Origin of the sequence: Micromonospora radicis (assembly GCF_003583405.1) — a bacterium.
Taxonomy (GTDB): Bacteria; Actinomycetota; Actinomycetes; order Mycobacteriales; family Micromonosporaceae; genus Micromonospora; species Micromonospora radicis.
This window is the reverse complement of sequence record NZ_QXEC01000001.1, coordinates 318,470-340,873: the sequence shown is the minus strand read 5'-3', so window position 1 is coordinate 340,873 and position 22,404 is coordinate 318,470. Positions and strand designations below refer to the sequence as shown.

Annotated in this window: 18 protein-coding genes and 1 pseudogene; 9 read left to right on the top strand and 10 right to left on the bottom strand. The window is 72.0% G+C overall.

Annotated elements, in window-relative coordinates; genetic code table 11:
- Positions 1 to 22: 22 nt before the first annotated feature.
- On the bottom strand, positions 23 to 1,804 hold the full coding sequence (gene arc, locus D2L64_RS01590) for a proteasome ATPase (protein ID WP_119572618.1): 1,782 nt from the start codon (positions 1,802 to 1,804) through the stop codon (positions 23 to 25).
- Between the two features lie 178 nt (positions 1,805 to 1,982).
- Between arc and D2L64_RS01585 the strand changes: the two genes are divergently transcribed.
- Complete coding sequence (locus D2L64_RS01585; protein WP_119572836.1) at positions 1,983 to 2,276, top strand: ferredoxin; 294 nt, start codon at positions 1,983 to 1,985, stop codon at positions 2,274 to 2,276.
- Positions 2,277 to 2,390: 114 nt separating this feature from the next.
- Here the strand turns inward: D2L64_RS01585 and D2L64_RS01580 are convergent, their stop codons facing one another.
- The 3 genes from D2L64_RS01580 to D2L64_RS01570 all read right to left on the bottom strand — a co-directional run bounded on the left by D2L64_RS01580 (position 2,391) and on the right by D2L64_RS01570 (position 5,191).
- Positions 2,391 to 2,963, bottom strand: a complete 573-nt coding sequence (locus tag D2L64_RS01580) for a hypothetical protein (RefSeq protein ID WP_119572617.1) — start codon at positions 2,961 to 2,963, stop codon at positions 2,391 to 2,393.
- A 69-nt stretch (positions 2,964 to 3,032) separates the two neighbouring features.
- Positions 3,033 to 4,001: a tRNA (adenine-N1)-methyltransferase gene (locus D2L64_RS01575; protein WP_119572835.1), complete on the bottom strand. Its 969-nt coding sequence runs from the start codon at positions 3,999 to 4,001 to the stop codon at positions 3,033 to 3,035.
- 38 nt (positions 4,002 to 4,039) lie between these two features.
- The gene (locus D2L64_RS01570) at positions 4,040 to 5,191 is read right to left on the bottom strand and encodes a M50 family metallopeptidase (RefSeq protein ID WP_119572616.1); all 1,152 of its coding nucleotides are present in this window, start codon (positions 5,189 to 5,191) and stop codon (positions 4,040 to 4,042) included.
- A gap of 83 nt (positions 5,192 to 5,274) precedes the next feature.
- On the opposite strand from D2L64_RS01570, the gene D2L64_RS01565 reads away from it, so the two are divergent.
- From D2L64_RS01565 to D2L64_RS01545, 5 genes are all read left to right on the top strand, one after another.
- A complete protein-coding gene (locus D2L64_RS01565; protein WP_119572615.1) occupies positions 5,275 to 6,189 on the top strand; it encodes a RecB family exonuclease in 915 nt (304 codons plus the stop codon).
- A 75-nt stretch (positions 6,190 to 6,264) separates the two neighbouring features.
- The gene (locus tag D2L64_RS01560) at positions 6,265 to 7,455 is read left to right on the top strand and encodes a sensor histidine kinase (RefSeq protein WP_119572614.1); all 1,191 of its coding nucleotides are present in this window, start codon (positions 6,265 to 6,267) and stop codon (positions 7,453 to 7,455) included.
- 29 nt (positions 7,456 to 7,484) lie between these two features.
- Positions 7,485 to 8,171, top strand: coding sequence for a response regulator (locus D2L64_RS01555; RefSeq protein ID WP_119572834.1), 687 nt, complete (start codon positions 7,485 to 7,487; stop codon positions 8,169 to 8,171).
- A gap of 281 nt (positions 8,172 to 8,452) precedes the next feature.
- Positions 8,453 to 9,220, top strand: coding sequence for an ABC transporter ATP-binding protein (locus tag D2L64_RS01550; RefSeq protein WP_119572613.1), 768 nt, complete (start codon positions 8,453 to 8,455; stop codon positions 9,218 to 9,220).
- Positions 9,220 to 11,769: an ABC transporter permease gene (locus D2L64_RS01545; protein WP_119572612.1), complete on the top strand. Its 2,550-nt coding sequence runs from the start codon at positions 9,220 to 9,222 to the stop codon at positions 11,767 to 11,769. The genes D2L64_RS01550 and D2L64_RS01545 overlap by 1 nt, the downstream gene beginning before the upstream one ends.
- A 64-nt stretch (positions 11,770 to 11,833) precedes the next feature.
- On the opposite strand, the gene D2L64_RS01540 is transcribed toward D2L64_RS01545, so the two are convergent.
- The 3 genes from D2L64_RS01540 to D2L64_RS01530 all read right to left on the bottom strand — a co-directional run bounded on the left by D2L64_RS01540 (position 11,834) and on the right by D2L64_RS01530 (position 14,649).
- A complete protein-coding gene (locus tag D2L64_RS01540; RefSeq protein WP_119572833.1) occupies positions 11,834 to 12,469 on the bottom strand; it encodes an HAD family hydrolase in 636 nt (211 codons plus the stop codon).
- Positions 12,470 to 12,569: 100 nt separating this feature from the next.
- Positions 12,570 to 13,316, bottom strand: a complete 747-nt coding sequence (locus D2L64_RS01535) for a neutral zinc metallopeptidase (protein WP_119572611.1) — start codon at positions 13,314 to 13,316, stop codon at positions 12,570 to 12,572.
- 235 nt (positions 13,317 to 13,551) lie between these two features.
- Positions 13,552 to 14,649, bottom strand: coding sequence for a calcium:proton antiporter (locus tag D2L64_RS01530; RefSeq protein WP_119572610.1), 1,098 nt, complete (start codon positions 14,647 to 14,649; stop codon positions 13,552 to 13,554).
- Positions 14,650 to 14,888: 239 nt separating this feature from the next.
- Here D2L64_RS01530 and D2L64_RS01525 point away from each other — a divergent pair, with 239 nt between their 5' ends.
- Complete coding sequence (locus D2L64_RS01525; RefSeq protein ID WP_119572609.1) at positions 14,889 to 15,326, top strand: hypothetical protein; 438 nt, start codon at positions 14,889 to 14,891, stop codon at positions 15,324 to 15,326.
- Between the two features lie 198 nt (positions 15,327 to 15,524).
- Here D2L64_RS01525 and D2L64_RS01520 read toward each other — a convergent pair whose 3' ends face one another.
- Positions 15,525 to 15,926, bottom strand: coding sequence for a winged helix-turn-helix transcriptional regulator (locus D2L64_RS01520; RefSeq protein WP_199714361.1), 402 nt, complete (start codon positions 15,924 to 15,926; stop codon positions 15,525 to 15,527).
- Here D2L64_RS01520 and D2L64_RS01515 point away from each other — a divergent pair.
- Positions 15,810 to 16,700, top strand: a complete 891-nt coding sequence (locus tag D2L64_RS01515) for an NADPH-dependent F420 reductase (RefSeq protein ID WP_407663044.1) — start codon at positions 15,810 to 15,812, stop codon at positions 16,698 to 16,700. The two genes, D2L64_RS01520 and D2L64_RS01515, sit on opposite strands and share 117 nt — an antisense overlap.
- 150 nt (positions 16,701 to 16,850) lie before the next feature.
- On the opposite strand, the pseudogene D2L64_RS28440 reads toward D2L64_RS01515, so the two are convergent.
- Together D2L64_RS28440 and metH are read right to left on the bottom strand one after the other, a co-directional pair.
- Positions 16,851 to 17,009 (bottom strand): annotated as a pseudogene (locus D2L64_RS28440) (cell division protein DivIVA); the annotation flags it as partial.
- Positions 17,010 to 17,591: 582 nt separating this feature from the next.
- A complete protein-coding gene (gene metH, locus D2L64_RS01505; protein WP_119572606.1) occupies positions 17,592 to 21,095 on the bottom strand; it encodes a methionine synthase in 3,504 nt (1,167 codons plus the stop codon).
- A 306-nt stretch (positions 21,096 to 21,401) separates the two neighbouring features.
- Here metH and D2L64_RS01500 point away from each other — a divergent pair, with 306 nt between their 5' ends.
- A complete protein-coding gene (locus tag D2L64_RS01500; protein ID WP_119572605.1) occupies positions 21,402 to 22,271 on the top strand; it encodes a PAC2 family protein in 870 nt (289 codons plus the stop codon).
- Positions 22,272 to 22,404: the final 133 nt, after the last annotated feature.

The window sequence follows — 22,404 nt, the reverse complement described above, 5'->3', positions numbered from 1 at the left end:
ACGGGCCCTGGTAGCGACCCGGTCAGAGGTACTGGCCGGTGTTGCTGGCGGTCTCGATGGAACGGCCGGCCTCGGTGCCCTTGCCGCCGGAGACGAGCGTGCGGATGTAGACGATCCGCTCGCCCTTCTTGCCGGAGATGCGGGCCCAGTCGTCCGGGTTGGTGGTGTTGGGCAGGTCCTCGTTCTCGCGGAACTCGTCGACGCAGGCGTCGAGCAGGTGCTGTAGGCGCAGCCCCTTGCGGCCGGAGGTGAGGAACTCCTTGATGGCCATCTTCTTGCCCCGGTCGACGATGTTCTGGATCATCGCACCGGAGTTGAAGTCCTTGAAGTAGAGGACTTCCTTGTCGCCGTTGGCGTAGGTGACCTCGAGGAAGCGGTTCTCCTCGGTCTCCGAGTACATCCGCAGGACCACCGCGTCGATCATGGCGGCGACCGTGGCCTGTGCCTCTCCGCCGTGCTCGGCCAGGTCGTCGGCGTGCAGCGGAAGCCCGGCGAGGATGTACTTGGAGAAGATGTCCTTGGCCGCCTCGGCGTCCGGACGCTCGATCTTGATCTTCACGTCGAGTCGGCCGGGGCGCAGGATCGCCGGGTCGATCATGTCTTCCCGGTTGGAGGCGCCGATGACGATGACGTTCTCCAGCCCCTCCACGCCGTCGATCTCGCTGAGCAGCTGCGGCACGATGGTGTTCTCCACGTCGGAGGAGACACCGGAGCCCCGGGTCCGGAAGATCGAGTCCATCTCGTCGAAGAAGACGATGACGGGGGTACCCTCGCCGGCCTTCTCCCGAGCCCGCTGGAAGATCAGCCGGATGTGCCGCTCGGTCTCGCCGACGTACTTGTTGAGCAGCTCGGGGCCCTTGATGTTGAGGAAGAAGCTGGTGTGCTTCTCCTCGCCCCGCCGTTCGGCGATCTTCTTGGCCAGCGAGTTGGCGACCGCCTTGGCGATCAGCGTCTTGCCGCAGCCGGGCGGGCCGTAGAGCAGGATGCCCTTCGGCGGCCGGAGCTGGTGCTCGCGGAACAGGTCGGCGTGCAGGAACGGGAGTTCCACCGCGTCCCGGATCTGCTCGATCTGGGAGTGCAGGCCGCCGATGTCGGCGTAGTCGACGTCCGGCACCTCCTCCAGCACCAACTCCTCGACCTCGCTCTTCGGAATCCGCTCGTACGCGTACGCCGAACGCGGTTCGATCATGAGCGAGTCGCCGGCCCGGATCGCACTGCCGATCAGGGTCTCGGCCAGGTGCACGACCCGTTCCTCGTCGGAGTGCGAGACCACCAGCGCCCGGTCACCCGGTGCGCCCTCGGGGCCCGCGAGGATCTCCTTGAGCATGACCACCTCGCCGACCCGCTCGTAGCCGAACGCGTCCACGATGTTGAGCGCGTCGTTGAGCAGGACCTCCTGGCCGCGCCGGAGTTCACCCACGTCGAGCGAGGGCGAGACGGCCACGCGCAGCTTGCGCCCGCCGGTGAACACGTCCACCGTGCCGTCTTCGTGTCGGGCCAGGAAGACGCCGTAGCCGCTCGGCGGCTGGGCGAGCCGGTCGATCTCCTCCTTGAGGGTCACGATCTGCGCGCGAGCCTCCTTGAGGGTGCTCACGAGCCGTTCGTTGTTCTCGGTCAGCCGGGCCAACTGCGCCTGGGTGGCAGCCAGCCGCTCTTCGAGCTGCCGGACGTGTCGGGGGCTTTCGGTCAACTTGCGCCGCACCAGAGCGAGTTCCTCTTGAAGGAACGCGACCTGCGTGGAGAGATCGTGGGCCTCCTTCTCCCACCGTGCGGCGCGCGAGTCCGCGTCGTCGCTGCGTGCCACGTCCCACCTCCCCGGGGGGCTTGAACGTTCTGACCTAACACTAGCCGCTATGAGCCCGATTCGGTCCTCCGCAACGCGCCCGTCACCGAAGCTTGATCGCCAAGGGTGGGTTCGCGGACGGGTACCGGCATTCGGGTACCGTCGGGGGGTGGGACGGGAGAACATGGGGGGTGCGCCGGTGGCCGAGGTCGCAACCGACGAGCTGCAGGTCTGGGTGGATCAGGATCTCTGCACGGGCGACGGGCTGTGCGTGCAGTACGCACCCGAGGTCTTCGAGTTCGACGTCGACGGCCTGGCCTACGTCAAGGGTCCCGACGGCGAGCTGCGGCAGTCCCCGGGTGCCCGGGTCGACGTGCCGGAGCATCTGCGCCTTGAGGTGATCGACTCGGCGCGGGAGTGCCCGGGCGAGTGCATCCACGTCGTACGCGGCAGCGACGGCGTCGAGGTGGCCGGGCCGGAAGCCGAGGACTGACTCCCCGTCCGGCGGGCGATGCCGGGCCGGCCTCCGGCCGGGCTGCGGGGTCGCCCAGCCCGCGGGCGACCGTCGACCAGCTCGGCGCAGTGGGGCCGCCGACCGTCGACCAGCTCAGAGCAGCGGGCGGCCGACCACCGAGGCGACCAGCCGGGCGAACTCCTCCAGCCGGGCGATCTGCCCGGCGCCGCCGTCGTCGAGGGTCTTGCCGAACCGCAACGCGTCGTGGCGCGGCCCACCGGGCGTCTCCTCGCTCGGCGGGGTCTCGTCGAGCGAGGTCAGCAGCAGGTACACGTCGATGCTGTCGACGCGGATCTCACCGTTGTCGTGCCGGAACAGCCGCCGACGGCAGCCGACCTCGGTGACCGAGGAGACCGGCACCACCCGCAGCGAAGAGGTCATCGACCCCGGTGGCCCCTCCCCCGGCGGTACGTCCTCGCCGTGCCAGAGCACCAGCCGGCTGCCGTCGCAGACGACGACCTCCTGCCACACGCCGTTGACCTCGTTGACGAACCGTTCCAGGGTGAAGCCGAGCACCGAGGCCCCGCGCAGTACCCCGCCGAGCGCCTCGAGGGCCACGTCCGGGTCGCGCAGGTACGCCCGCGCCGCCGATTCGAGGTCGGTGTAGGGCGACCAGTCGGGGAAGACCGCCGGCAGGTCGCCGCCGCCGAAACCGGGACGGCTCATGCCGTCGCCTCACTGCGCCGACCTGCGTCCAGGATCAGCCCGTTCACTCCCAGCCGCCCCATTCCGCCGTCACGGCCTGTCCGCCTCCTGCGTCGCGTCCAGTCGGGCCCCCGGTGCGGTGCCCGCCTGCTGGGCCGCCTCCGCCGCCCGCAGCGCCTGGCGACGTTGCGCGTACGCCTCGGTGCCCTTGCTCGGCTTGCGCCGCCGGGGCGGAGCGGTGACTCCGGGGGCGAGCTTACGCGCCGAGACGAGGAACGCCGTATGCGCGATCATCCGATGGTCGGGCCGGACCGCCAGCCCCTCGGCGTGCCAGTCCCGGACCAGTGACTCCCAGGCCCGCGGCTCGGTCCAGCCGCCGCGCTCCCGCAACGCCTCGACCAGCTCGGACAGCTGCGGGGTGGTGGCCACGTAGCCGATGAAGACGCCGCCGGGCAGCAGCGCCCGCTCGACCATGTCGAGGTTCTCCCACGGGGTCAGCATGTCCAGGATGATCCGGTCGAAGCCGGTCTCGGTGCACTCGGCGACGTCGCCGACGTGCAGGTGCCAGGCCGGGTGCGGGGCGTTGAAGAACGCCTCCACGTTGCGGCGGGCGATCTGGGCGAAGTCGTCGCGCACCTCGTAGGAGTGCAGTTCACCGGTGGTGCCGACGGCCCGCAGCAGCGAGCAGCTCAACGCACCGGACCCGGCGCCGGCCTCCAGCACCTTGGCGCCGGGGAAGATGTCGCCCATGGCGACGATCTGCGCCGAGTCCTTGGGGTAGATCACCTGGGCGCCGCGGGGCATGGAGAGCACGTAGTCCGACAGCAGTGGCCGCAGCGCCAGGAAGGCGGTGCCGCCGCCGGAGGTGGTGACCACGCTGCCGTCGGGCAGCCCGATCAGGTCGTCGTGCGCCAGGATGCCCCGGTGGGTGTGGAACTGCTTGCCCGGCTCCAGGGTGACCGTGTGCATCCGGCCCTTGGGATCGGTCAGCTGGACCCGGTCGCCGGGCCGGAACGGGCCCCGGTGCACGGCGGGCAGCTCCGGCTTCTCGGCGGGCACCGCGGTGCCCGGGGCGGCCGGGTTCGATTGGGTCACGGTCACGAGTTCATCTTCCGGTGAGGTTCGAGCAGTTGCGCCAGATCCGCGATGTGCAGAATGCCGACGACATCTTCGCCTGCCGTCACGAGGTACTGCGCGCCCGGGTGTGCCTGCACCGTCTCCAGCACCTCTTCTCCGGCGGTGGTCACCGGCACGGTCGGCAGGTCGGTGACCGCGCGGGCCACCACGTCCACCGCCAGCCAGGGCCGGCGGGCCGGCGGTACGGCCGCCGCCGCGGCCGGGTCGACCAGGGCCGTCGGCCGGCCCGCGGAGTCGGTCACCAGCAACGCGACCGGTCGCTGCGACGCCAGCTCGGCGGCCCGCCGCTGGGCCTCGGCCAGCGGGGTGGCGGTCGGCACCCGCAGCACCGGGCGGGCCAGTCGGGCCAGGTCGACAAGCGGGAGCCGCCGGGCGATGCGGGCCATCCGGATCGACTGCCCGGCGCCCTGCCAGATGGTCAGCGCGACCAGGGCGGTCAGCGGCAACGCCAGCAGGCTCAGCAGGTCGGCGGCGTAGAGCAGGCCGACCAGCGCCACCGTGCCGACCGCGAGGACGCGGCCGACCCAGCCGGCCACCTCGGTGGCCCGGTGCCGGTCGCGGGTGAGCGCCCACAGCACCGCCCGCAACGCCCGCCCGCCGTCCAGCGGCAACCCGGGCAGGATGTTGAACAGGGCGACGATGACGTTGCTGACCGCCAGTTGGAAGGCGAGTTGGTCGGCCACGGTGCGGTCGGGCAGGGCCAGCGTGGCAGCGACCGCCGCCACGCCGAGCACCGCCGAGACCGCCGGCCCGGCGAGCGAGACCAGCAGGTCCACCCGCGGCGACGGCGCCTCGCGTTCCATCTCGGTGTACCCGCCGAGCAGTTCGAGGGTGATCCCCCGCACACCGATGCCGAAGTGTCGGGCGGTCAGCGCGTGGCCGAGTTCGTGGGCCAGTACCGACCCGAGCAACGAGACGACGAACCCGGCGCCGACCAGGTAGCCGACCGCCGGCGACAGTTCCAGCCGCTGCCCGGCCAGTTCGCCGTAGAGCACGATGATCAACAGCGCGAGCAGCAGGATCGAGGCGTTCAGGTACAGCGGCACCCCGAAGACCCGGCCGACCCGTAGCCCGGGTCGACGTGCCGCCCGCGGCTGCCTGCTGCGCTCCATCGGCCTGATGCTACGCGCCGGGAGATCACCTACCGGTGCGGCGGCGGCGCCACTGTCACAGCGGTGCCCTACTCTTCCACGGCATGACGGCGGATCCGGTGATCACCCAGCAGGCTCCGACTTCGACGCAACTGCCGGCGACGGTGCGCGCCTCGCTGTCACCGTCGCGGGCGGCGGACTTCAAGACCTGCCCGTTGCTCTACCGGTTCCGCAGCATCGACCGGCTGCCCGAGCGGCCCACCGTGGAGCAGGCCCGGGGCACGCTGGTGCACGCGGTGCTGGAACGGCTGTTCGACCTGCCGCCGGCCGGGCGCACCCCGCAGGCCGCCGGTGACCTCGTGGCACCGCAGTGGGATCGGCTGGTCACCGAGCAGCCGGAGCTGGCCGGGCTGTTCGACGACGAAGGCGGGGTCGACGCGGCCGAGTTCCTGCGTTCGGCGGCGGCCCTGCTGGAGGGCTACTTCGCGGTGGAGGATCCGCAGCGGCTGGAGCCGGCCGAGCGGGAGAGCCTGATCTCCGCCGTGATCGACGACGAGTTGCTGATCCGCGGCTACCTCGACCGGCTCGACGTCGCTGCGGACGGCGCGCTGCGGGTGGTGGACTACAAGACCGGTGGCGCGCCGCGGGAGGCGTTCGAGGCCCGGGCACTGTTCCAGCTCAAGTTCTACGCGCTGGTGCTGTGGCGCACCCGGGGCGTGGTCCCCCGGGTGTTGCGCCTGCTCTACCTGCGCGACGCCGAGGTGTGCGACTACACCCCCGACGCGGAGGAACTGGTGCGTTTCGAACGCACCGTGGTGGCGCTGTGGCGGGCGATCGAGCAGGCCACCGCCGCCCGGGACTTCCGGCCCCGACCGAGCCGGCTGTGCGACTGGTGCAGCCACCAGGCGCACTGCCCGACCTACGGCGGCACGCCACCGCCCTTCCCCGAGCCGGCGGCGGCGCCGGACCCGCTGCGGGACGCCCGCTCCGGGCCGGTCGCCCCCGGCGCCGACGAGTGACTCCTCCGCAGGGATGAGGCCCGGCTCCCCATCGGAGACGATCTTTCGCCGCCGAGGGCGGTTAGCGTCAGGGACGTGGGTACGCGGCTGAGACAGTGGCTGCGTCGGCGGCCACCGGCCGGCGACGCGCTGCTGGTCGTCGGGCTGGTGTTGGCGGAGGCGCTGTTCACCGTCCTGACACCGCAGGAGTTCTGGCCCCAGCCACTGCCGGCGGCACTGAGCTGGAGCCTGCTCGCTGCCGCCCCGGTGGCGCTGCGCCGGGTGGCCCCGTGGCCCGCCGTGCTGGCCGCGCTGGCGACGCTGGCCCTGCCCGTCGCGCTGGACGTGACGCCGACCACGCAGAGCCTGACCCTGGTCGTGCTCACCTACACGATGGCGGCATACCAGCCGGTGCGTCCGGCGTTGCTGGCCGCGGTGGCGATGTGGGTGCCGGTGGCGGTGGTGGCCGCCGAACGGCCACCGGAGGTGCTGCCGCAGGTCAGCGCGGCCTACCTGGTGGCGAACAACCTGCTGGTCGGGATCGTGGCGTTCTCGGTGGGGCGGACCGTGCAGGCCCGGCGGGCCTCGACCGAGGCGCTGCGGGAACGGGCCCGGGTCGCCGAGGCCAACCAGCGTTCCCTCGCCGAGCAGGCGGTCGCCGACGAGCGGCGCCGGATCGCCCGGGAACTGCACGACGTGGTGGCGCACCACGTCAGCGTGATGGGGGTGCTCGCGACCGGCGTACGGCGGGTGTTGCGGCGGGATCCGGACGCCGCCGACGAGGCGGTCGGCACGATCGAGGAGACCAGCCGGGCCACCCTACGGGAGCTGCGCCGGCTGCTGGACGTGCTGCGTACCGAGTCCGAGCCGGCGGCCGAGTTGGCCCCGCAGCCCGGGCTCGCCGGCATCGAGGCGCTGACCGAGCAGGTCAGCGAGGCCGGGCTACCGGTGACGCTGACCGTGGCGGGTACGCCGGGGGCGCTGGAGGAGGGCGAGGCGTTGACCGTGTACCGGATCGTGCAGGAGGCGCTGACCAACGCGCTCAAACACGCCGGCACCGCCACCGCGCAGGTACGGGTGAGCTTCACCGGTGACGCCGTCGAGGTCGAGGTGACCGACACCGGCCGGGGGCCGGCGCCGACGCCGCAGCGGGTCGGGCACGGCCTGGTGGGGATGCGGGAACGGGTCGCCCTCTACGGTGGGATCCTGCACACCGGGGCGCGGTCCGGCGGCGGCTACCGGGTGTACGCGCGGATTCCGGTCGAACCGCTGGCCGGTACCCGGTGAGCGACCCGCTGACCTCGGAGGAGGACCAGATGGCCGACCGGACGGCACCGGCCCGGCCGGTACGCATCCTGCTCGCCGACGACCAGCCGTTGCTGCGTACCGGCTTCCGGATGGTGCTGGGCGCCGAGCCGGACCTGGACATCGTCGCCGAGGCCGGTGACGGCGTGGAGGCGGTGGAGTTGTCCCGCCGGCTGCTGCCCGACGTGGTGCTGATGGACATCCGGATGCCGCGGATGGACGGGGTGAGCGCCACCCGGGCCATCGTCGACGCCCGGCTGCCGGTCCGGGTGCTCATCCTGACCACCTTCGACCTCGACGAGTACGTGGTGGGTGCGCTGCGGGCCGGCGCCAGTGGCTTCCTGGCCAAGGACGTACCGGCCGAGGACCTGGTCACCGCCATCCACACGGTGGCCGGCGGCGACGCGGTGGTCGCGCCGCGGATCCTGCGGCGACTGCTGGACCGCTTCGCCGACGTGCTGCCCGATCCGACGGCGTCGCCGCCGAAGGGACTGAGCGCGCTCACCGACCGGGAGCGTGAGGTGTTGGTGCAGGTCGCCCGGGGGCTGTCCAACGCCGAGATCGCCCGGGCACTGTCGGTCAGCGAGACAACCATCAAGACCCACGTGGGGCACGTGCTGACCAAGCTCGGGTTGCGGGACCGGGTACAGGCGGTGGTGCTGGCGTACGAGTCGGGCCTGGTCCGACCTGGGGCGTAACGCGGCCGTTGCATCCGTCACCTACCGTGACGATCTGCGTTGGTATCCGGTTGACCCTCACGTGGCGGCAGCGTCGACGATGGTCGCGCGCCGCCCGGCGGACGGGTCGGCGGCGCGGGATCGGGGACAACCCTGACTTCGCGTGGGGGGTACCCGCACCCGGAAATCCGTCTCGGCTCCACCCGGAGTCGGACGGATCGGCGTCCGGGGGCGCAGATGATTGGACTCGTGCCGGACCAGCGGGGGCGGCGCGATGGGACAGCTACGGAGAGGTTCTTGACGTGACCGCTACGACAGGCGAGCCGGCATCGGTCGCGGCCCGGGCGAGCGACGTGTGGAAGGTTTACGGCAGCGGCGAGGCTCAGGTCATGGCGCTGCGGGGGGTGAGCGCCGAGTTCGAGCGCGGGCGGTTCACCGCGATCATGGGCCCGTCGGGGTCCGGCAAGTCGACGCTGATGCACTGCCTGGCCGGTTTGGACACGGTGACCCGGGGGACGGTGCAGGTCGGCGAGACCACGGTCACCGGCCTCGGCGACGCGGGGTTGACGAAGCTGCGCCGCGACAAGGTCGGCTTCATCTTCCAGCAGTTCAACCTGTTGCCGACGTTGACGGCCAAGGAGAACATCCTGCTGCCGCTGTCGATCGCCGGGCGCAAGCCCGACCCGGCCTGGTACGACGTCGTGATCGAGACGGTGGGGCTGCGGGACCGGCTCGACCACCGGCCGGCGCAGCTCTCCGGTGGCCAGCAGCAGCGGGTGGCGTGCGCCCGGGCGCTGGTGGCCCGCCCCGAGGTGATCTTCGCCGACGAGCCGACCGGCAACCTGGATTCCCGTTCCGGCGCCGAGGTGCTGAACTTCCTCCGCAACTCGGTACGGGAGCACGGCCAGACGATCGTCATGGTCACCCACGACCCGACGGCCGCCGCGTACGCCGACCGGGTGGTGTTCCTCGCCGACGGGCAGATCGTCTCGGAGCTGATCGAGCCGACCGCCGACACGGTGCTGGACACCATGAAGAAGCTGGACACCCCCGCCGAGGTGGCCCGCTGATGTTCCGGGCGACACTGAAGAGCCTGCTGGCCCGCAAGGTCCGCCTGGTGCTGTCCGGGCTGGCGGTGGTGCTCGGCGTCATGTTCGTCTCCGGCGCCTTCGTGCTCACCGACACCCTCGGCCGTTCCTTCGACTCGCTGTTCGCCGACGCGTACGCCGAGGTGGACGTCAACGTGGCGGCCAAGCCGAAGCTGGCGGTCAACGAGTTCGAGGGCGAACAGTTGCAGACCCCGTTCCCCGCGTCCGTGGTGGACACGGTGCGGGCGGTGCCCGGGGTGGCCGAGGCCACCGGCACGGTGGTCGCCGACGGCGCCCGGTTGATCGGCAGCAACGGCAAGGTGGTCGCCTCGTTCGGCCCGCCGCAGCTGGGCGGCAACTGGGTCGGCGAGGGTGACCTGGTCCAGCTGCGGGAGGGCCGGGAACCGCGGGCCGACGACGAGATCGTGATCAACAAGGGGCTGGCCGACGCCGGCCGGGTGGCGGTCGGCGACCGGGTCGGTGTGCTCACCCTCGCACCGCGCAAGGACTTCACCATCGTCGGCATCTTCGGCTACAGCGGTGACCGGGACTCCCTCGGCGGGGTCAACGAGGTCATGTTCACCACGCCGACGGCCCAGCAGTTGATGCTCGGCGAGCCGGGTGCCTTCAACAACATCGTGGTCACCGCCGCGTCCGGGGTCTCGGACGAGTCGCTGCGCGACGCGGTGGCCGCGGCGGTGGGCGACGACTACGTGGTCAAGACCGGTGAGCAGCTCTCCGCCGACGCCGCCGCCGGGCTGAAGGAGGGGCTGACCTTCTTCAACCGGATCCTGCTCGGCTTCGCCGCGGTGGCGTTGCTGGTCGGCACGTTCCTGATCCTGAACACGTTCTCGATCATCGTGGCGCAGCGCACCCGGGAACTGGCCCTGCTGCGGGCGGTCGGCGCCAGCGCCCGGCAGATCATCGGTTCGGTGGTGCTGGAGGCGATCGCCATCGGCCTGATCGCCTCGCTGTTCGGCCTGGCCGCCGGCATCGGCATCGGCGCGCTGCTGGCGTACCTGTTCAGCAACCTCGCCGGTGGGATGGCGCTGGCCGGGATCGCGGTGCCCGCCTCCGCGGTGATCGGCGCCTTCGGCGTCGGCCTGGTGATCACCGTGCTGGCGGCGCTGCTGCCGGCGCTGCGGGCCGCGCGGATTCCCCCGATCGCGGCGATGCAGGACGTGGCCACTCCGGACCGCCCCCTGACCAAGATCACCATCGCCGGTGCGGTGGTCACCTCGGTCGGCGCGGTGCTGCTCTTCCTCGGCCTCGGCGGGCACGCGGGCGGCAACACCCTGGCCACCATCCTCGGCGGCGTGCTCTTCGCGTTCATCGGCGTCGCCCTGCTCACGCCGCTGATCAGCAAGCCGGTGGTGGCAGCGCTCGGCGCCGTCTTCTCCGGCTGGGTGCCGGGCAAGCTGGGCCGGCTCAACTCGGGCCGCAACCCGCGCCGTACCGCGATCACCGCCGCCGCCCTGATGGTCGGCATCGCGCTGGTCACCGGCATCACGGTGATCCTGGACTCGGCCAAGAGCAGCATCAGCGGGCTGGTCCAGGACAACGTCCGGGCGGAGTTGGTCATCGCCGGGGCACAGAGCGGACCCCGGCCGCCGAGCTTCGACCCGGCGGTGCTCGACCAGACGAAGGCGATCCCCGGGGTTCGCCTGGTCGACGGCCAGTACGGCGACATCGCGCTGCTGGGCGACCAGCGCACCTGGGTGGGTGCGGTCACCGAGCCGGCCGCGATGCGGCAGGTCTACGGTGCCACGCCCGTGGCCGGCGACATCGACCGGCTGGCGGCCGGGCAGATGATGATCAGCTCGGATGCGGCGGAGTCGCGCGGGTTGTCGGTCGGCTCCACGGTGCCGGTGCAGTTCGCCCGCGGCGAGCCGCAGACCTACACGGTGACCGGCGTCTACGAGAGCTCGCCGATCCTCGGCCCGGTGATCATGCCGGCCGACGCCGCCCGCAACTTCAGCATCACCCAGCCGATCCAGGCGTTCATCCAGCTCGAACCAGGAGCCCGGGTGGCCGACGTCCTGCCGCGGGTCGAGGCGCTGTTGGCGAACAGCCCGGAGGTGTCGGTGGCCGACCGGGACGCGTTCATCGAGGAGCAGACCGGGCAGCTCGACAGCCTGCTCACGATGATCCAGATCCTGCTGGCGCTGGCCATCGTGATCGCCGTACTCGGAATCATCAACACCCTCGCCCTGTCGGTGCTGGAGCGGACCCGCGAGCTGGGCCTGCTGCGCGCCATCGGGCTGCGCCGGTCGCAGACCATGGGCATGATCACCGTCGAGGCGGTGGTGATCTCGGTGTTCGGCGCGCTGCTCGGCGTGGCCGTGGGCACCGGACTGGGCGCCGCGGTGGTCGAGGCGCTGCGCGAGGAGGGCATCAACAAGTTGGTGCTGCCCTGGGGACAGATGGGGATCTTCCTCGGCCTGGCCGCGCTGATCGGCGTGATCGCCGCGGTCCTGCCCGCGATCCGCGCCGCCCGGATCAACGTCCTGGGCGCCATCGCCCACGACTGAGATGCTGGGAAGGGCCCGCTCTCCATGCCCGGCGTGGAGAGCGGGCCCTTCTGGGCGTCCCGGCTCAGCGCAGCAGGCCGGCCAACAGGTCCAGGTCCGCCGCGAGCAGGCTCTCCAACTGGTGTACGCCGTCGCTGGGCGCCAGCGGCACCTCGGCCGGTACGGCCAGCACCGCCGCACCGGCGGCGACCGCACTTGCCACCCCGGTGGCCGAGTCCTCGATCGCCACACACCGTTCGATCGGTACGCCGAGCAGCCGCGCGGCCGTCAGGTACGGCTCCGGGTGCGGCTTGGTCGCGTCGACCTCGTCACCGCAGACCACCACGTCGAAGCTGTCCCGGCCCAGGGTGTCCAGGGCGATCTCGACGAGTGCCCGGCCGCTGGAGGTGACCAGGGCGGTCGGGATCCGCGCCGCCCGCACCGCGCCGAGCAACGCCAACGCTCCCGGCCGCCACCGCAACCCGGTGCGGAAGAGTTCGAGGATCCGCGCGTTGATCCACGCCGCGCTGGCCGCCGGATCGCGGTACGGCTGGCCCAGGTCGTCGTGCAGGATCCGCATCGAGTCGGCCATGCCGGTGCCGACGATCGCCCGCCGGGCCGCCCCGGAGAGGGTGCCCCCGTAGGTCTCGGCGAGTTCGGCCAGGGCGACGTCCCAGAGTCGCTCGCTGTCGACCAGGGTGCCGTCCATGTCGAAGAGCACGGCGGCGGGATGGCGGCTGGTCACCGGATCCTCCTCGGTTCGGGTACCCGCTGAATCCTGTCAGCCCGTCACCGCCGTACACCCGGCACAGTGACCTTTCTCAACCCAACCCGCAGGCCGACAGGGACTGCTCGTAGCCCCGGAAGAACGCCTCGGCGCGCTGTTCCGGGGTGCCGTGCGAGCCCTCGGCGAACCACGGCTGGCCCGGGTCGTCGCCGACGGCGAGCAGTCCCTCGTGGAACTCCTCCAGGTCCCCCTCGGCGAGGGTGAGCCAACCGGCCCGCACCGACCCGCCCAGGTACGCCCCGGCCATGCAGTCGGCCTGCAACTCCTGCTGGATGGTGAAGTTGTACTTGACACCCAGGCGGGTCTGGATCCCGTGGGCGTACTCGTGGCCGATCAGGTAGTACACGAACGCGTCGCCGACCTGCCGGAACGCACGGAAGGACCAGTTCACGTCGTACGCGATGTAGTCGCTGACCGTGCAGTAGACGGCGTTGTTGCGGGGCACCTCCTGCCCGCCGCAGGAGATCTCCCCGTCGCGCTGGTACGGGATCACCCGCCGGATCGGCCGCAACGACGACCCGGACGCCTCGAACTGCTGCGCCCAGTAGCGTTCGGCGGTACGCAGCGCCACCGAGACGTCCTCCTGGAACTCCTCGACGGTGTCGGTGCCGTCGGCCCGGGTCACCTCGACGCTGGGTGACGCAGGTTCGCCTGGCCCGGTCGGTCCGGTCGGCCCGGTCGGTTGCCCCACCGGGTCCACCATGCACGCGGCGGCGGCGACCAGCGCCACCACCAAGCCGGCGATCCTGCCCGGTCGCCGCCCACGACCCGCTGACGCCACCGCATCCTCCCGCCTCGGCGATGCCGGATCCAGTACCCGAAGGGTACGGTCGGCATGCCATGTTGCCGACTGGTACGCCGTACCGCCCGTTCCGGTTCACCGCCACGCCGCCCGGAGGCCGAAGCGACCCGGCGGCGGGCGGCTCAGGGGCTGGCGGCTCAGCGGCGGGCGACCCGGCGGGCTGGCGGCTCAGGGGCTGGCGGCTCAGCGGCGGGCGACCCGGCGGGCTGGCGGCTCAGGGGCTGGCGGCGAGGAAGACGAAGGCGGCGAACAGCACCAGGTGCACCCCGCCCTGCAACAGGGTGGCCCGCCCCGGTACGACGGTCAGCACGCCGGTGACGACGGTCAGGGCCAGCAGGGTGACCTGGGTGCCGCCGAGGCCGAGCAGCAGCGGTCCTTCGAGCCAGATCGAGACGATGGCGATGGCCGGGATGGTCAGGCCGATGCTGGCCATCGCCGAGCCGAGGGCGAGGTTGAGGCTGATCTGCACCCGGTCCCGACGCGCGGCACGGGCCGCGGCGAGCGTCTCGGGCAGCAGCACCAGCAGGGCGATGATGACGCCGACGAACGCCGGTGGCAGGTTCACCGCGGCCACCCCGGCCTCGATCGCCGGGGAGACCGACTTGGCGTCGCCGACCACGGCCACCAGGGCGACCAGCAGCAGACCCAGGCTCATCATGGCCCGCCGGGTCGACGGCGGGTCGGCGTGCACCTCCTCCGGCAGTGCCTCGCCCTCGCTGCCCACCGGCAGGAAGTAGTCCCGGTGCCGGCCGGTCTGCACCATCACGAACAGGGCATACAGCGCCAGCGACACCACGGCGGCGAAGGTCAGCTGGGCGGGGCTGAACTGCGGCCCGGCCCGGCCGATGGTGAACGTCGGCACGACCAGGCTCAGGGTGGCCAGGGTGGCCACGGTGGCCAGCGCGCCACCGGTACCCTCCGGGTTGAACACGGCCAGGCGTCGACGCAACGCGCCGATCAGCAGGGAGAGGCCGAGGATGCCGTTGCAGGTGATCATGACGGCGGCGAAGACGGTGTCCCGGGCGAGCGACTGGGTCTTCTCCCCACCGCTGATCATCAACGTGACGATCAGGGCCACCTCGATGACGGTGACCGCCACGGCCAGCACCAGCGAGCCGTACGGTTCGCCGACCTTGTGCGCCACCACCTCGGCGTGGTGCACGGCCGCGAGGACCGCGCCGGCCAGGAACAACGCCACCACGACCACCAGCACGCCGCCGAGCTGCCGGTTCCAGGTCAGCCCGAGCACCAGCAGGGCGGCGATCGGTACGAACACGGTCCAGGTGGTCATCGTGCGGCGCAACGCGAGCATGATCTACATCCTGCCAGCCATCATGATCATGAGCGGCGAAGCCTCCGAGAGTCCCCCGTCTGCGCGCCGACTTCCACCGCCGGGCGTCCGCCGGACGTCCGGCGCGCGACTTCCGCCAGACGACGGGCGGGGCGCGGGCGCGGGGCGACGGGGCGACGGGGCGACGGGGCGACGGGGCGACGGGGCGCGCCTACCATCGATCCCGTCCGGGCGGCGGCCGTCCGGGCGGGACGGGGGCCATGGAGACGGCAGCAGGTACGCCGCGGTGGGCCGGCGTGCCCCGCCGGATCCGCGTCGTGGTCGTCGCCGCGGCGGGCGTCCTCGCGTACGGCGGAATCGTCCACCTGGGCGACCTGGTCGGACTCCGGCCGGGCGGACCGGACGCTTCCTCGACGCCCGGTTGGCTGCTGCTGTACTTCACCTCGCTGACCGTGCTGGATCCGCTCGCGGCGCTGCTGCTGGCACTGCGCCGACTCGAAGGGCTATTCCTGGGCTGCGCCATCCTGGTCACCGACGCGGCGGCCAACGGCTACGCCAACTACGTCCTGGATGGCACCGCGGGAGTGACCCCCGGTCGGGTCGGGCAGGCGGTGATCACGGCCCTCGCCGTAGCGTTGCTCCTGGCCACCCCCGCAGTGGCACCCTGGCTACGCCGCCCGGGCGGCCTTTGGAACTGAGCCGACCGGCCTCCGGAACTGAGCCGACCCGGGCGACGTCCGGGACCGAACCGACCCGGGCGACGTCCGGGACCGAACCGACCCGGGCGACGTCCGGGACCGAGCCGGCCTGGTTCGCGGCGACCCGGGCGGTCGACACGCCGGGCGTGGACCGCCCCGGGTCCGCCACGAACCCGCCCCCCGAATCGCCAGGGGCGCTCACCGTGGCCGCAGGCGCGCGCGGTCGTGACACCGCTCCTCGAAGCGTTGCTGGGCATCGAGGACCGCGTCGGCGTAGCGGTTGGCCCAGGCGCCCATCAGCCGCATCGGCTCCAGCAGTGCGGCACCCGCTTCGGTGAGCGCGTAGTCGACACGGGGCGGTGCCTGCCGGTACGGCCGGCGTTCCACCAGTCCGTTGTACTCCAGCCGGCGCAGCGCCTCATTGAGCACCTTGGCGCTGATCCCGCCGATCCTGGTCCGCAGTTGCGCCGGGCGGGTCGGCCCGTGGGCGGCCAGGGTGTAGACCACCACGCTGTCCCACCGGTTGGCGAGAATCTCGAACGCCAGGCGAGCCCGGCAGTCGGAGGTGAAGCCGTCGGCCAGTTCCATGGACGCGCCCATGCCACCATCCTGCCCCAGGCGTCGGGCACCGTTTGGTCTCCATCGGCCTGCCTAGCGTCCACGGTGGTGGGTCGCCCGGCCCGCCGATCGGGTGTTGGGAGCGTACGGATGAAGATCGGGATACTCGGTACGGGTGGGATGGCGGCGGCGCTCGGCGGTGCCTGGGTTGCCGCCGGGCACGACGTGCTGGTCGGTGGCCGAAGTCCGCTACGGGCGCGCCGGACCGCCGAACTCGCCGCCGCCGGAGCCGGCAGCCTGGCCGACGCGGCGCGCCACGGCGACGCCGTCCTGCTGGCGGTGCCGGCAGCGGCGGCCCCACGGTTGGTCACCGAACTGGCCGACGATCTCGCCGGACGTACGGTCGTCGACTGCACCAACCCACTGGTACCGACGGACGACGGGTTGCTGCTCGACGTCGGGGAGACCGGTTCGATCGCCTGGCGACTGGCGACCGCCGCGCCCGGGGCGTACGTGGTCAAGGCGTTCAACCTGTGTCACGTCAGCAGCTGGACGCTGCGTCCACCCACGTTCGAGAACGTGCCGCTGGCCGTGCCGTTCTGTGCCGACCATCCCACCGCGGTCGCCGCGACGCGGACCCTGATCGACTCGATCGGTTGCACGCCGGCACCATGCGGCGGGCTGGTCCGGGCGGCGTATCTGGAGGCGACGGCGGCGTTGGCGATCGGCATGTGGTGGGCGGGCCTACAACCGCGGAACGCCTTCCCGTCTCCCGCCGAGGCGCCGCAGTCCTGGGCGGCCTCCCCCCGTTCCTGAGGGGTCGGCCGTGGTCGGACGGCTCGGCAGTTGACCCGGCGGGCCGGCGTCGGACCGAGACGGGGCCGGCGTCGGACCGACGAGCCGGTATCGGGGCGTCGAACTCTCGGGTCAGAGCGGCAGGCCGGCCGGACCGGTGGTCCGGTCGGCCTGCGCGCGGGCCTGCGCCAGGATTGCGTCGGCCTCGGCCCGGGCCGCCGCCAGAATGCCCTCCGACTCCCGCTTCGCCTCGTTGCGATGGTCGGCGGCCTGTTCTTCGGCCATCTGGAGGATCTGCTCGACGCGGGTACCCAAGCCGGCCAGCGTCGGCCCGTCGTCGGCCAACTGGAACCCGCGGATGCGCCGCGGCACCGGCGCGCGGTCAGCCCCGTCGAGGTGGGCTTCCGCGCTGAGGGTGGGTGCCGACGAACCGAACACGGTCATGGTGCCCCCGGCCAGGATCACCACCAGGGCAGGCCAGATGGCCACCTCGCCGAGGAGGATGCCACCTATGGCACCGAAGCCGAATCCGAAGAGCAGGGTCTGAGCGGGCTTGACTCGCATCCGTCCTCCCGGCTGATCCGCAGGCGACGTCCCCGAGCGTCCGGGTGCGCGTACCTGGACGTCCAGGTTCGCAGACCGGGTCAAGCCCAGACGCCGGTCACCCAATGCCCGGGCCCCGGCGGGGTGCCGGGCCCGGTGCGGGTGCCGCCGTTGCGCCGTAACAGAGCACACCCCAGACGCGGGATGCCACCCTTGCGGCGGAACGGAGTCGATCACGTCGGTCGGCCCCGGCGGCACTAGCCCGACCGTACGCACGAGTGCCCCGACCGGTCAGCCCACCCGGCGGCCTCACCACGGCCTGAGCGCCCACCGGAACAGTGTTCGTGCAGCTCAGGCCGGGTGACGGCGTCACTTGGCGTTGAAGTAGCTGGCCTCCGGGTGGTGCACGACGATGGCGTCGGTGGCCTGCTCCGGCATGAGCTGGAACTCCTCCGACAGCTGCACGCCGATCCGGTCGGCGCCGAGCAGCTCCACGATCTTCGCCCGGTCCTCCAGGTCGGGGCAGGCCGGGTAGCCGAACGCGTACCGGCAGCCGCGGTAGTCGGTGCGCAGCAGGCCGGCCAGGTCGGTCGGGTCGTCGTCGGCGACGGTACGGCCGCCGGGCAGGGTCAGCTCGGCCCGGACCCGCTTGTGCCAGTACTCGGCGAGTGCCTCGGTGAGCTGCACGGAGAGCCCGTGCACCTCCAGGTAGTCGCGGTACTCGTTGCGGGCGAACAGTTTGGCCGCGTACTCGCTGACCGGCTGCCCCACGGTGACCAGCTGCAACGCGACCACGTCCAGGTCGTCGCCGCGGGGGCGGAAGAAGTCGGCCAGGCAGAGCCGGCGTTCCTGACGCTGCCGGGGGAAGGTGAACCGGGCCCGCTCGGCGTGCCCGTTCTCGTCCAGCACCACCAGGTCGTTGCCCTCGGAGTAGGCCGGGAAGTACCCGTACACCACTGCGGCTTCCAGCACCTGGTCGGCGATCAGGCGGTCGAGCCAGTAGCGCAGCCGGGGCCGGCCCTCGGTCTCCACGAGTTCCTCGTACGACGGGCCCTTGCCGCCGCGCGCACCGCGCAGGCCCCACTGGCCCATGAAGGTGGCCCGCTCGTCCAGCAGCGCCGCGTAGTCGGCCAGCGGCACCCCCTTGATCACGCGGGTGCCGTAGAACGGCGCGGCCGGCACCGGTACGTCGAGCGCCACGTCGGAGCGGACCGAGGCGTCGCTCAGCTCGGGCAGCGACTCGGCGACCACCGCGCGCTGCCGTTCCCGGCGGGCCCGGCGGGCCGCGAGGGCCGCCTCCCGCTCGGGGTCGACGACCGGGGCGCCGCCGCGCTTGGCGGTCATCACCCGGTCCATCAGGGACAGTCCCTCGAAGGCGTCGCGGGCGTAGTGCACCTGGCCGGGGAACATCGACCGCAGGTCGTCCTCGACGTACGCCCGGGTCAGTGCCGCGCCGCCGAGCAGGACCGGCCAGCGCTCCGCGACCCCGCGCGAGGTCATCTCGGCCAGGTTCTCCTTCATGATGACCGTGCTCTTGACCAGCAGGCCGGACATGCCGATGGCGTCGGCCCGGTGTTCCTCGGCGGCGTCCAGGATGGCGGAGATCGGCTGCTTGATGCCGATGTTCACCACCTCGTAGCCGTTGTTGGACAAGATGATGTCCACCAGGTTCTTGCCGATGTCGTGCACGTCGCCCTTGACGGTGGCGAGCACGATGCGGCCCTTGCCGCCGTCGTCGGCCTTCTCCATGTGCGGTTCGAGGTACGCCACCGCGGTCTTCATCACCTCGGCGGACTGCAACACGAACGGCAGCTGCATCTGGCCGGAGCCGAACAGCTCACCGACCACCTTCATGCCGTCGAGCAGAATGTCGTTGATGATGAGCAGCGGGGCGGTGCCGGCGGCCATCGCCGCGTCCAGGTCGGCCTCCAGGCCGTTGCGCTCGCCGTCGATGATCCGCCGCTTGAGCCGCTCGTTGAGCGGCAACGCGGCCAACTCCTCGGCCCGGGTGGCCCGCGCCGAGGCGGCGTCGACGCCCTCGAAGACCTCGATGAACCGCTGCACCGGGTCGTAGCCCTCGCGGCGGCGGTCGTAGACCAGGTCGAGGGCGATCTCGCGCTGCTGATCGGGGATCTTCGACATCGGCAGGATCTTGCTGGCGTGCACGATCGCCGAGGTCAGCCCGGCCTGCACGCACTCGTGCAGGAAGACCGAGTTGAGTACCTGCCGGGCCGCTGGGTTGAGCCCGAACGAGACGTTCGAGATTCCCAGGGTGAAGTTCACGCCGGGCCAGCGGCGGGCGATCTCCCGGATCGCCTCGATCGTCTCGATGCCGTCGCGGCGGGTCTCCTCCTGGCCGGTGGCGATCGGGAAGGTCAGCGCGTCGATCAGGATGTCCGCGCGGCGCAGCCCCCACCGGCCGGTGAGGTCCTCGATCAGCCGCTCGGCGACGCGTACCTTCCACTCCTTCGTCCGCGCCTGGCCCTCCTCGTCGATGAGCAGCGCGACCACGGCGGCGCCGTGCTCGGCCACCACCGGCATCACCTTGGCGTACCGGGACTCCGGGCCGTCGCCGTCCTCGAAGTTCACCGAGTTGACCACGCACCGGCCGCCGAGCATCTCCAGCCCGGCCTCGATCACCGCCGGCTCCGTCGAGTCCAGCATGATCGGCAGGGTGGACGCGGTGGCGAACCGCCCGGCCAGCTCGCGCATGTCGGTGGTGCCGTCGCGGCCCACGTAGTCGACGCAGAGGTCCAGCAGGTGCGAGCCGTCGCGGGCCTGGCTGCGGGCGATCTCCACGCAGGACTGCCAGTCGGCGGCGAGCATCGCCTCGCGGAACGCCTTGGAGCCGTTGGCGTTGGTCCGCTCCCCCACCATCAGCACGCTGGCGTCCTGGGCGAACGGGACGTGGTGGTAGATCGAGGAGACGCCCGGGTCGGCACGCGGTTGACGCGGACCGGGCCGGGCGCCGTGCAGCCGCTCGGCGAGCAGCCGGACGTGCTCGGGGGTGGTACCGCAACAGCCACCGATCAGGGAGACGCCGTACTCGGTCACGAACCGTTCCAGGGCGTCGGCCAGCTCGACCGGGGTCAACGGGTAGACCGCGCCGTCGGCGGTGAGCTGCGGCAGGCCGGCGTTCGGCATCACCGACAGCGGCACCCGGGCGTGCTGGGACAGGTAGCGCAGGTGCTCGCTCATCTCGGCCGGGCCGGTGGCGCAGTTCAGCCCGATCAGATCGATGCCGAGCGGCTCGATCGCGGTCAGCGCGGCACCGATCTCACTGCCGAGCAGCATGGTGCCGGTGGTCTCCACGGTGACGTGGCAGATCAGCGGCACCCGCCGGCCCAGCTCCGCCATCGCCCGCTGCGAGCCGATCACGGCGGCCTTGACCTGGAGCAGGTCCTGGCAGGTCTCCACGATCAGCGCGTCCGCGCCGCCCTCGATCAGGCCGGCCGCGTTCTCCTGGTACGCGTCGCGCAGGGTCGCGTAGGCGGCGTGACCGAGGGTGGGCAGTTTGGTGCCGGGCCCGATCGAGCCGAGTACGAACCGGGGCCGCTCGGGCGTGCTGTACGCGTCGGCCGCCGCACGGGCTATCCGGGCGCCGGCCGCGGACAGTTCCCGGATGCGGTGCTGGATGTCGTACTCGGCGAGGTTGGCGAGGTTGGCACCGAACGTGTTGGTCTCGACGCAGTCCGCACCGGCCGCCAGGTACTCCTCGTGCACCGCGCGTACCACCTCGGGGCGGGTGACGTTGAGGATCTCGTTGCAGCCTTCGAGCCCGTCGAAGTCGTCCAGGGTCAGGTCGGCGGCCTGGAGCATCGTCCCCATCGCCCCGTCGGCGATGAGGATCCGTTCTGCCAGCGCATCGAGCAACGTAGTCCGCACACCCTCAGGGTAGTGCGGCAGCGGGTACCGACATCCCCACGCGCCACCGGTTCCCACATTGTGTCACCCGGATCACGTTGTCCGCTTCCGCCACAGATGCCGGGCCTGTCGCCCGATCAGGGTGGGCTCGGCGGCCCCGGACCCGGCTGGACTGCTCCCCCGATCCGGCGCGGCCGACGGGCCGCGTCCCGGCGCGGCACGTAGGCTGACGGATGTGAGGGACTACAGCGACACCACCATGCACGGCGGGCGGACCACCGGGGTCGCCGACGACCCGCGCGGTGAGGTGACGGCGTGACCGAGTTCGACGGACTGCCGGTGCTGCGGTCTCCGGTGGCGATCGCCGCCTTCGAGGGCTGGAACGACGCCGCCGACGCCTCGACCGCCGCCGTGGAACATCTGGAACAGGTGTGGGAGGCCCGGCCGATCACCGAGCTGGACCCGGAGGACTTCTACGACTTCCAGGTCAGCCGGCCCACCATCACGATGGCCGACGGCGCCACCCGGCGGGTGGAGTGGCCGACCACGCGATTCACCGTGGCCAGCCCGTCCGGCACCGATCGGGACGTGGTGCTGATCCGGGGCATCGAGCCGAGCATGCGCTGGCGCACCTTCTGTGAGCAGGTACTGGAGATCTGCCACAGCCTCGAGGTCGAGCGGGTGGTGCTGCTCGGCGCGCTGCTAGCCGACGTGCCGTACACCCGGCCGCTGCCGATCAGCGGCAGCGCCTCCGACGCCGACGCCGCCAAGCGGTACCAGCTCACCCCCACCCGCTACGACGGGCCGACCGGCATCGTCGGCGTACTGCACGACGCCTGTACCCGCGCCGAGGTCGACGCGGTCTCGTTCTGGGTGCACGTACCGCACTACGCCAACAACCCGCCCTGCCCGAAGGCGACCCAGGCCCTGCTGCACCGGGTCGAGGAGGTCCTCGACCTGCCGGTACCGATGGCCGACCTGGCCGAGGAGGCCGCCGAGTGGGAGCAGCGGGTACGCAACGCCGCCGAGCAGGACGCCGAACTCGGCGAGTACGTCCGTGAACTGGAGGAGCGTGTCGGCGACGCCGGCATCACCCCGCTGACCGGCGACGAGATCGCCCAGGAGTTCGAGAAGTACCTGCGCCGTCGCGGCGGCTCCGCCGGCCCCACCGCCGGCTCCTGGTAACCCACCCCCACCCCCACCCCCGCGCCCGCGCCCGCGCCCGCGCCCGCGCGGTTGATCATGAGGTTGGCGGCACGCTGGAGATCAACCAGTGCCGCCAACCTCATGATCAACACGGACTTCTGGGCGGGTTGGG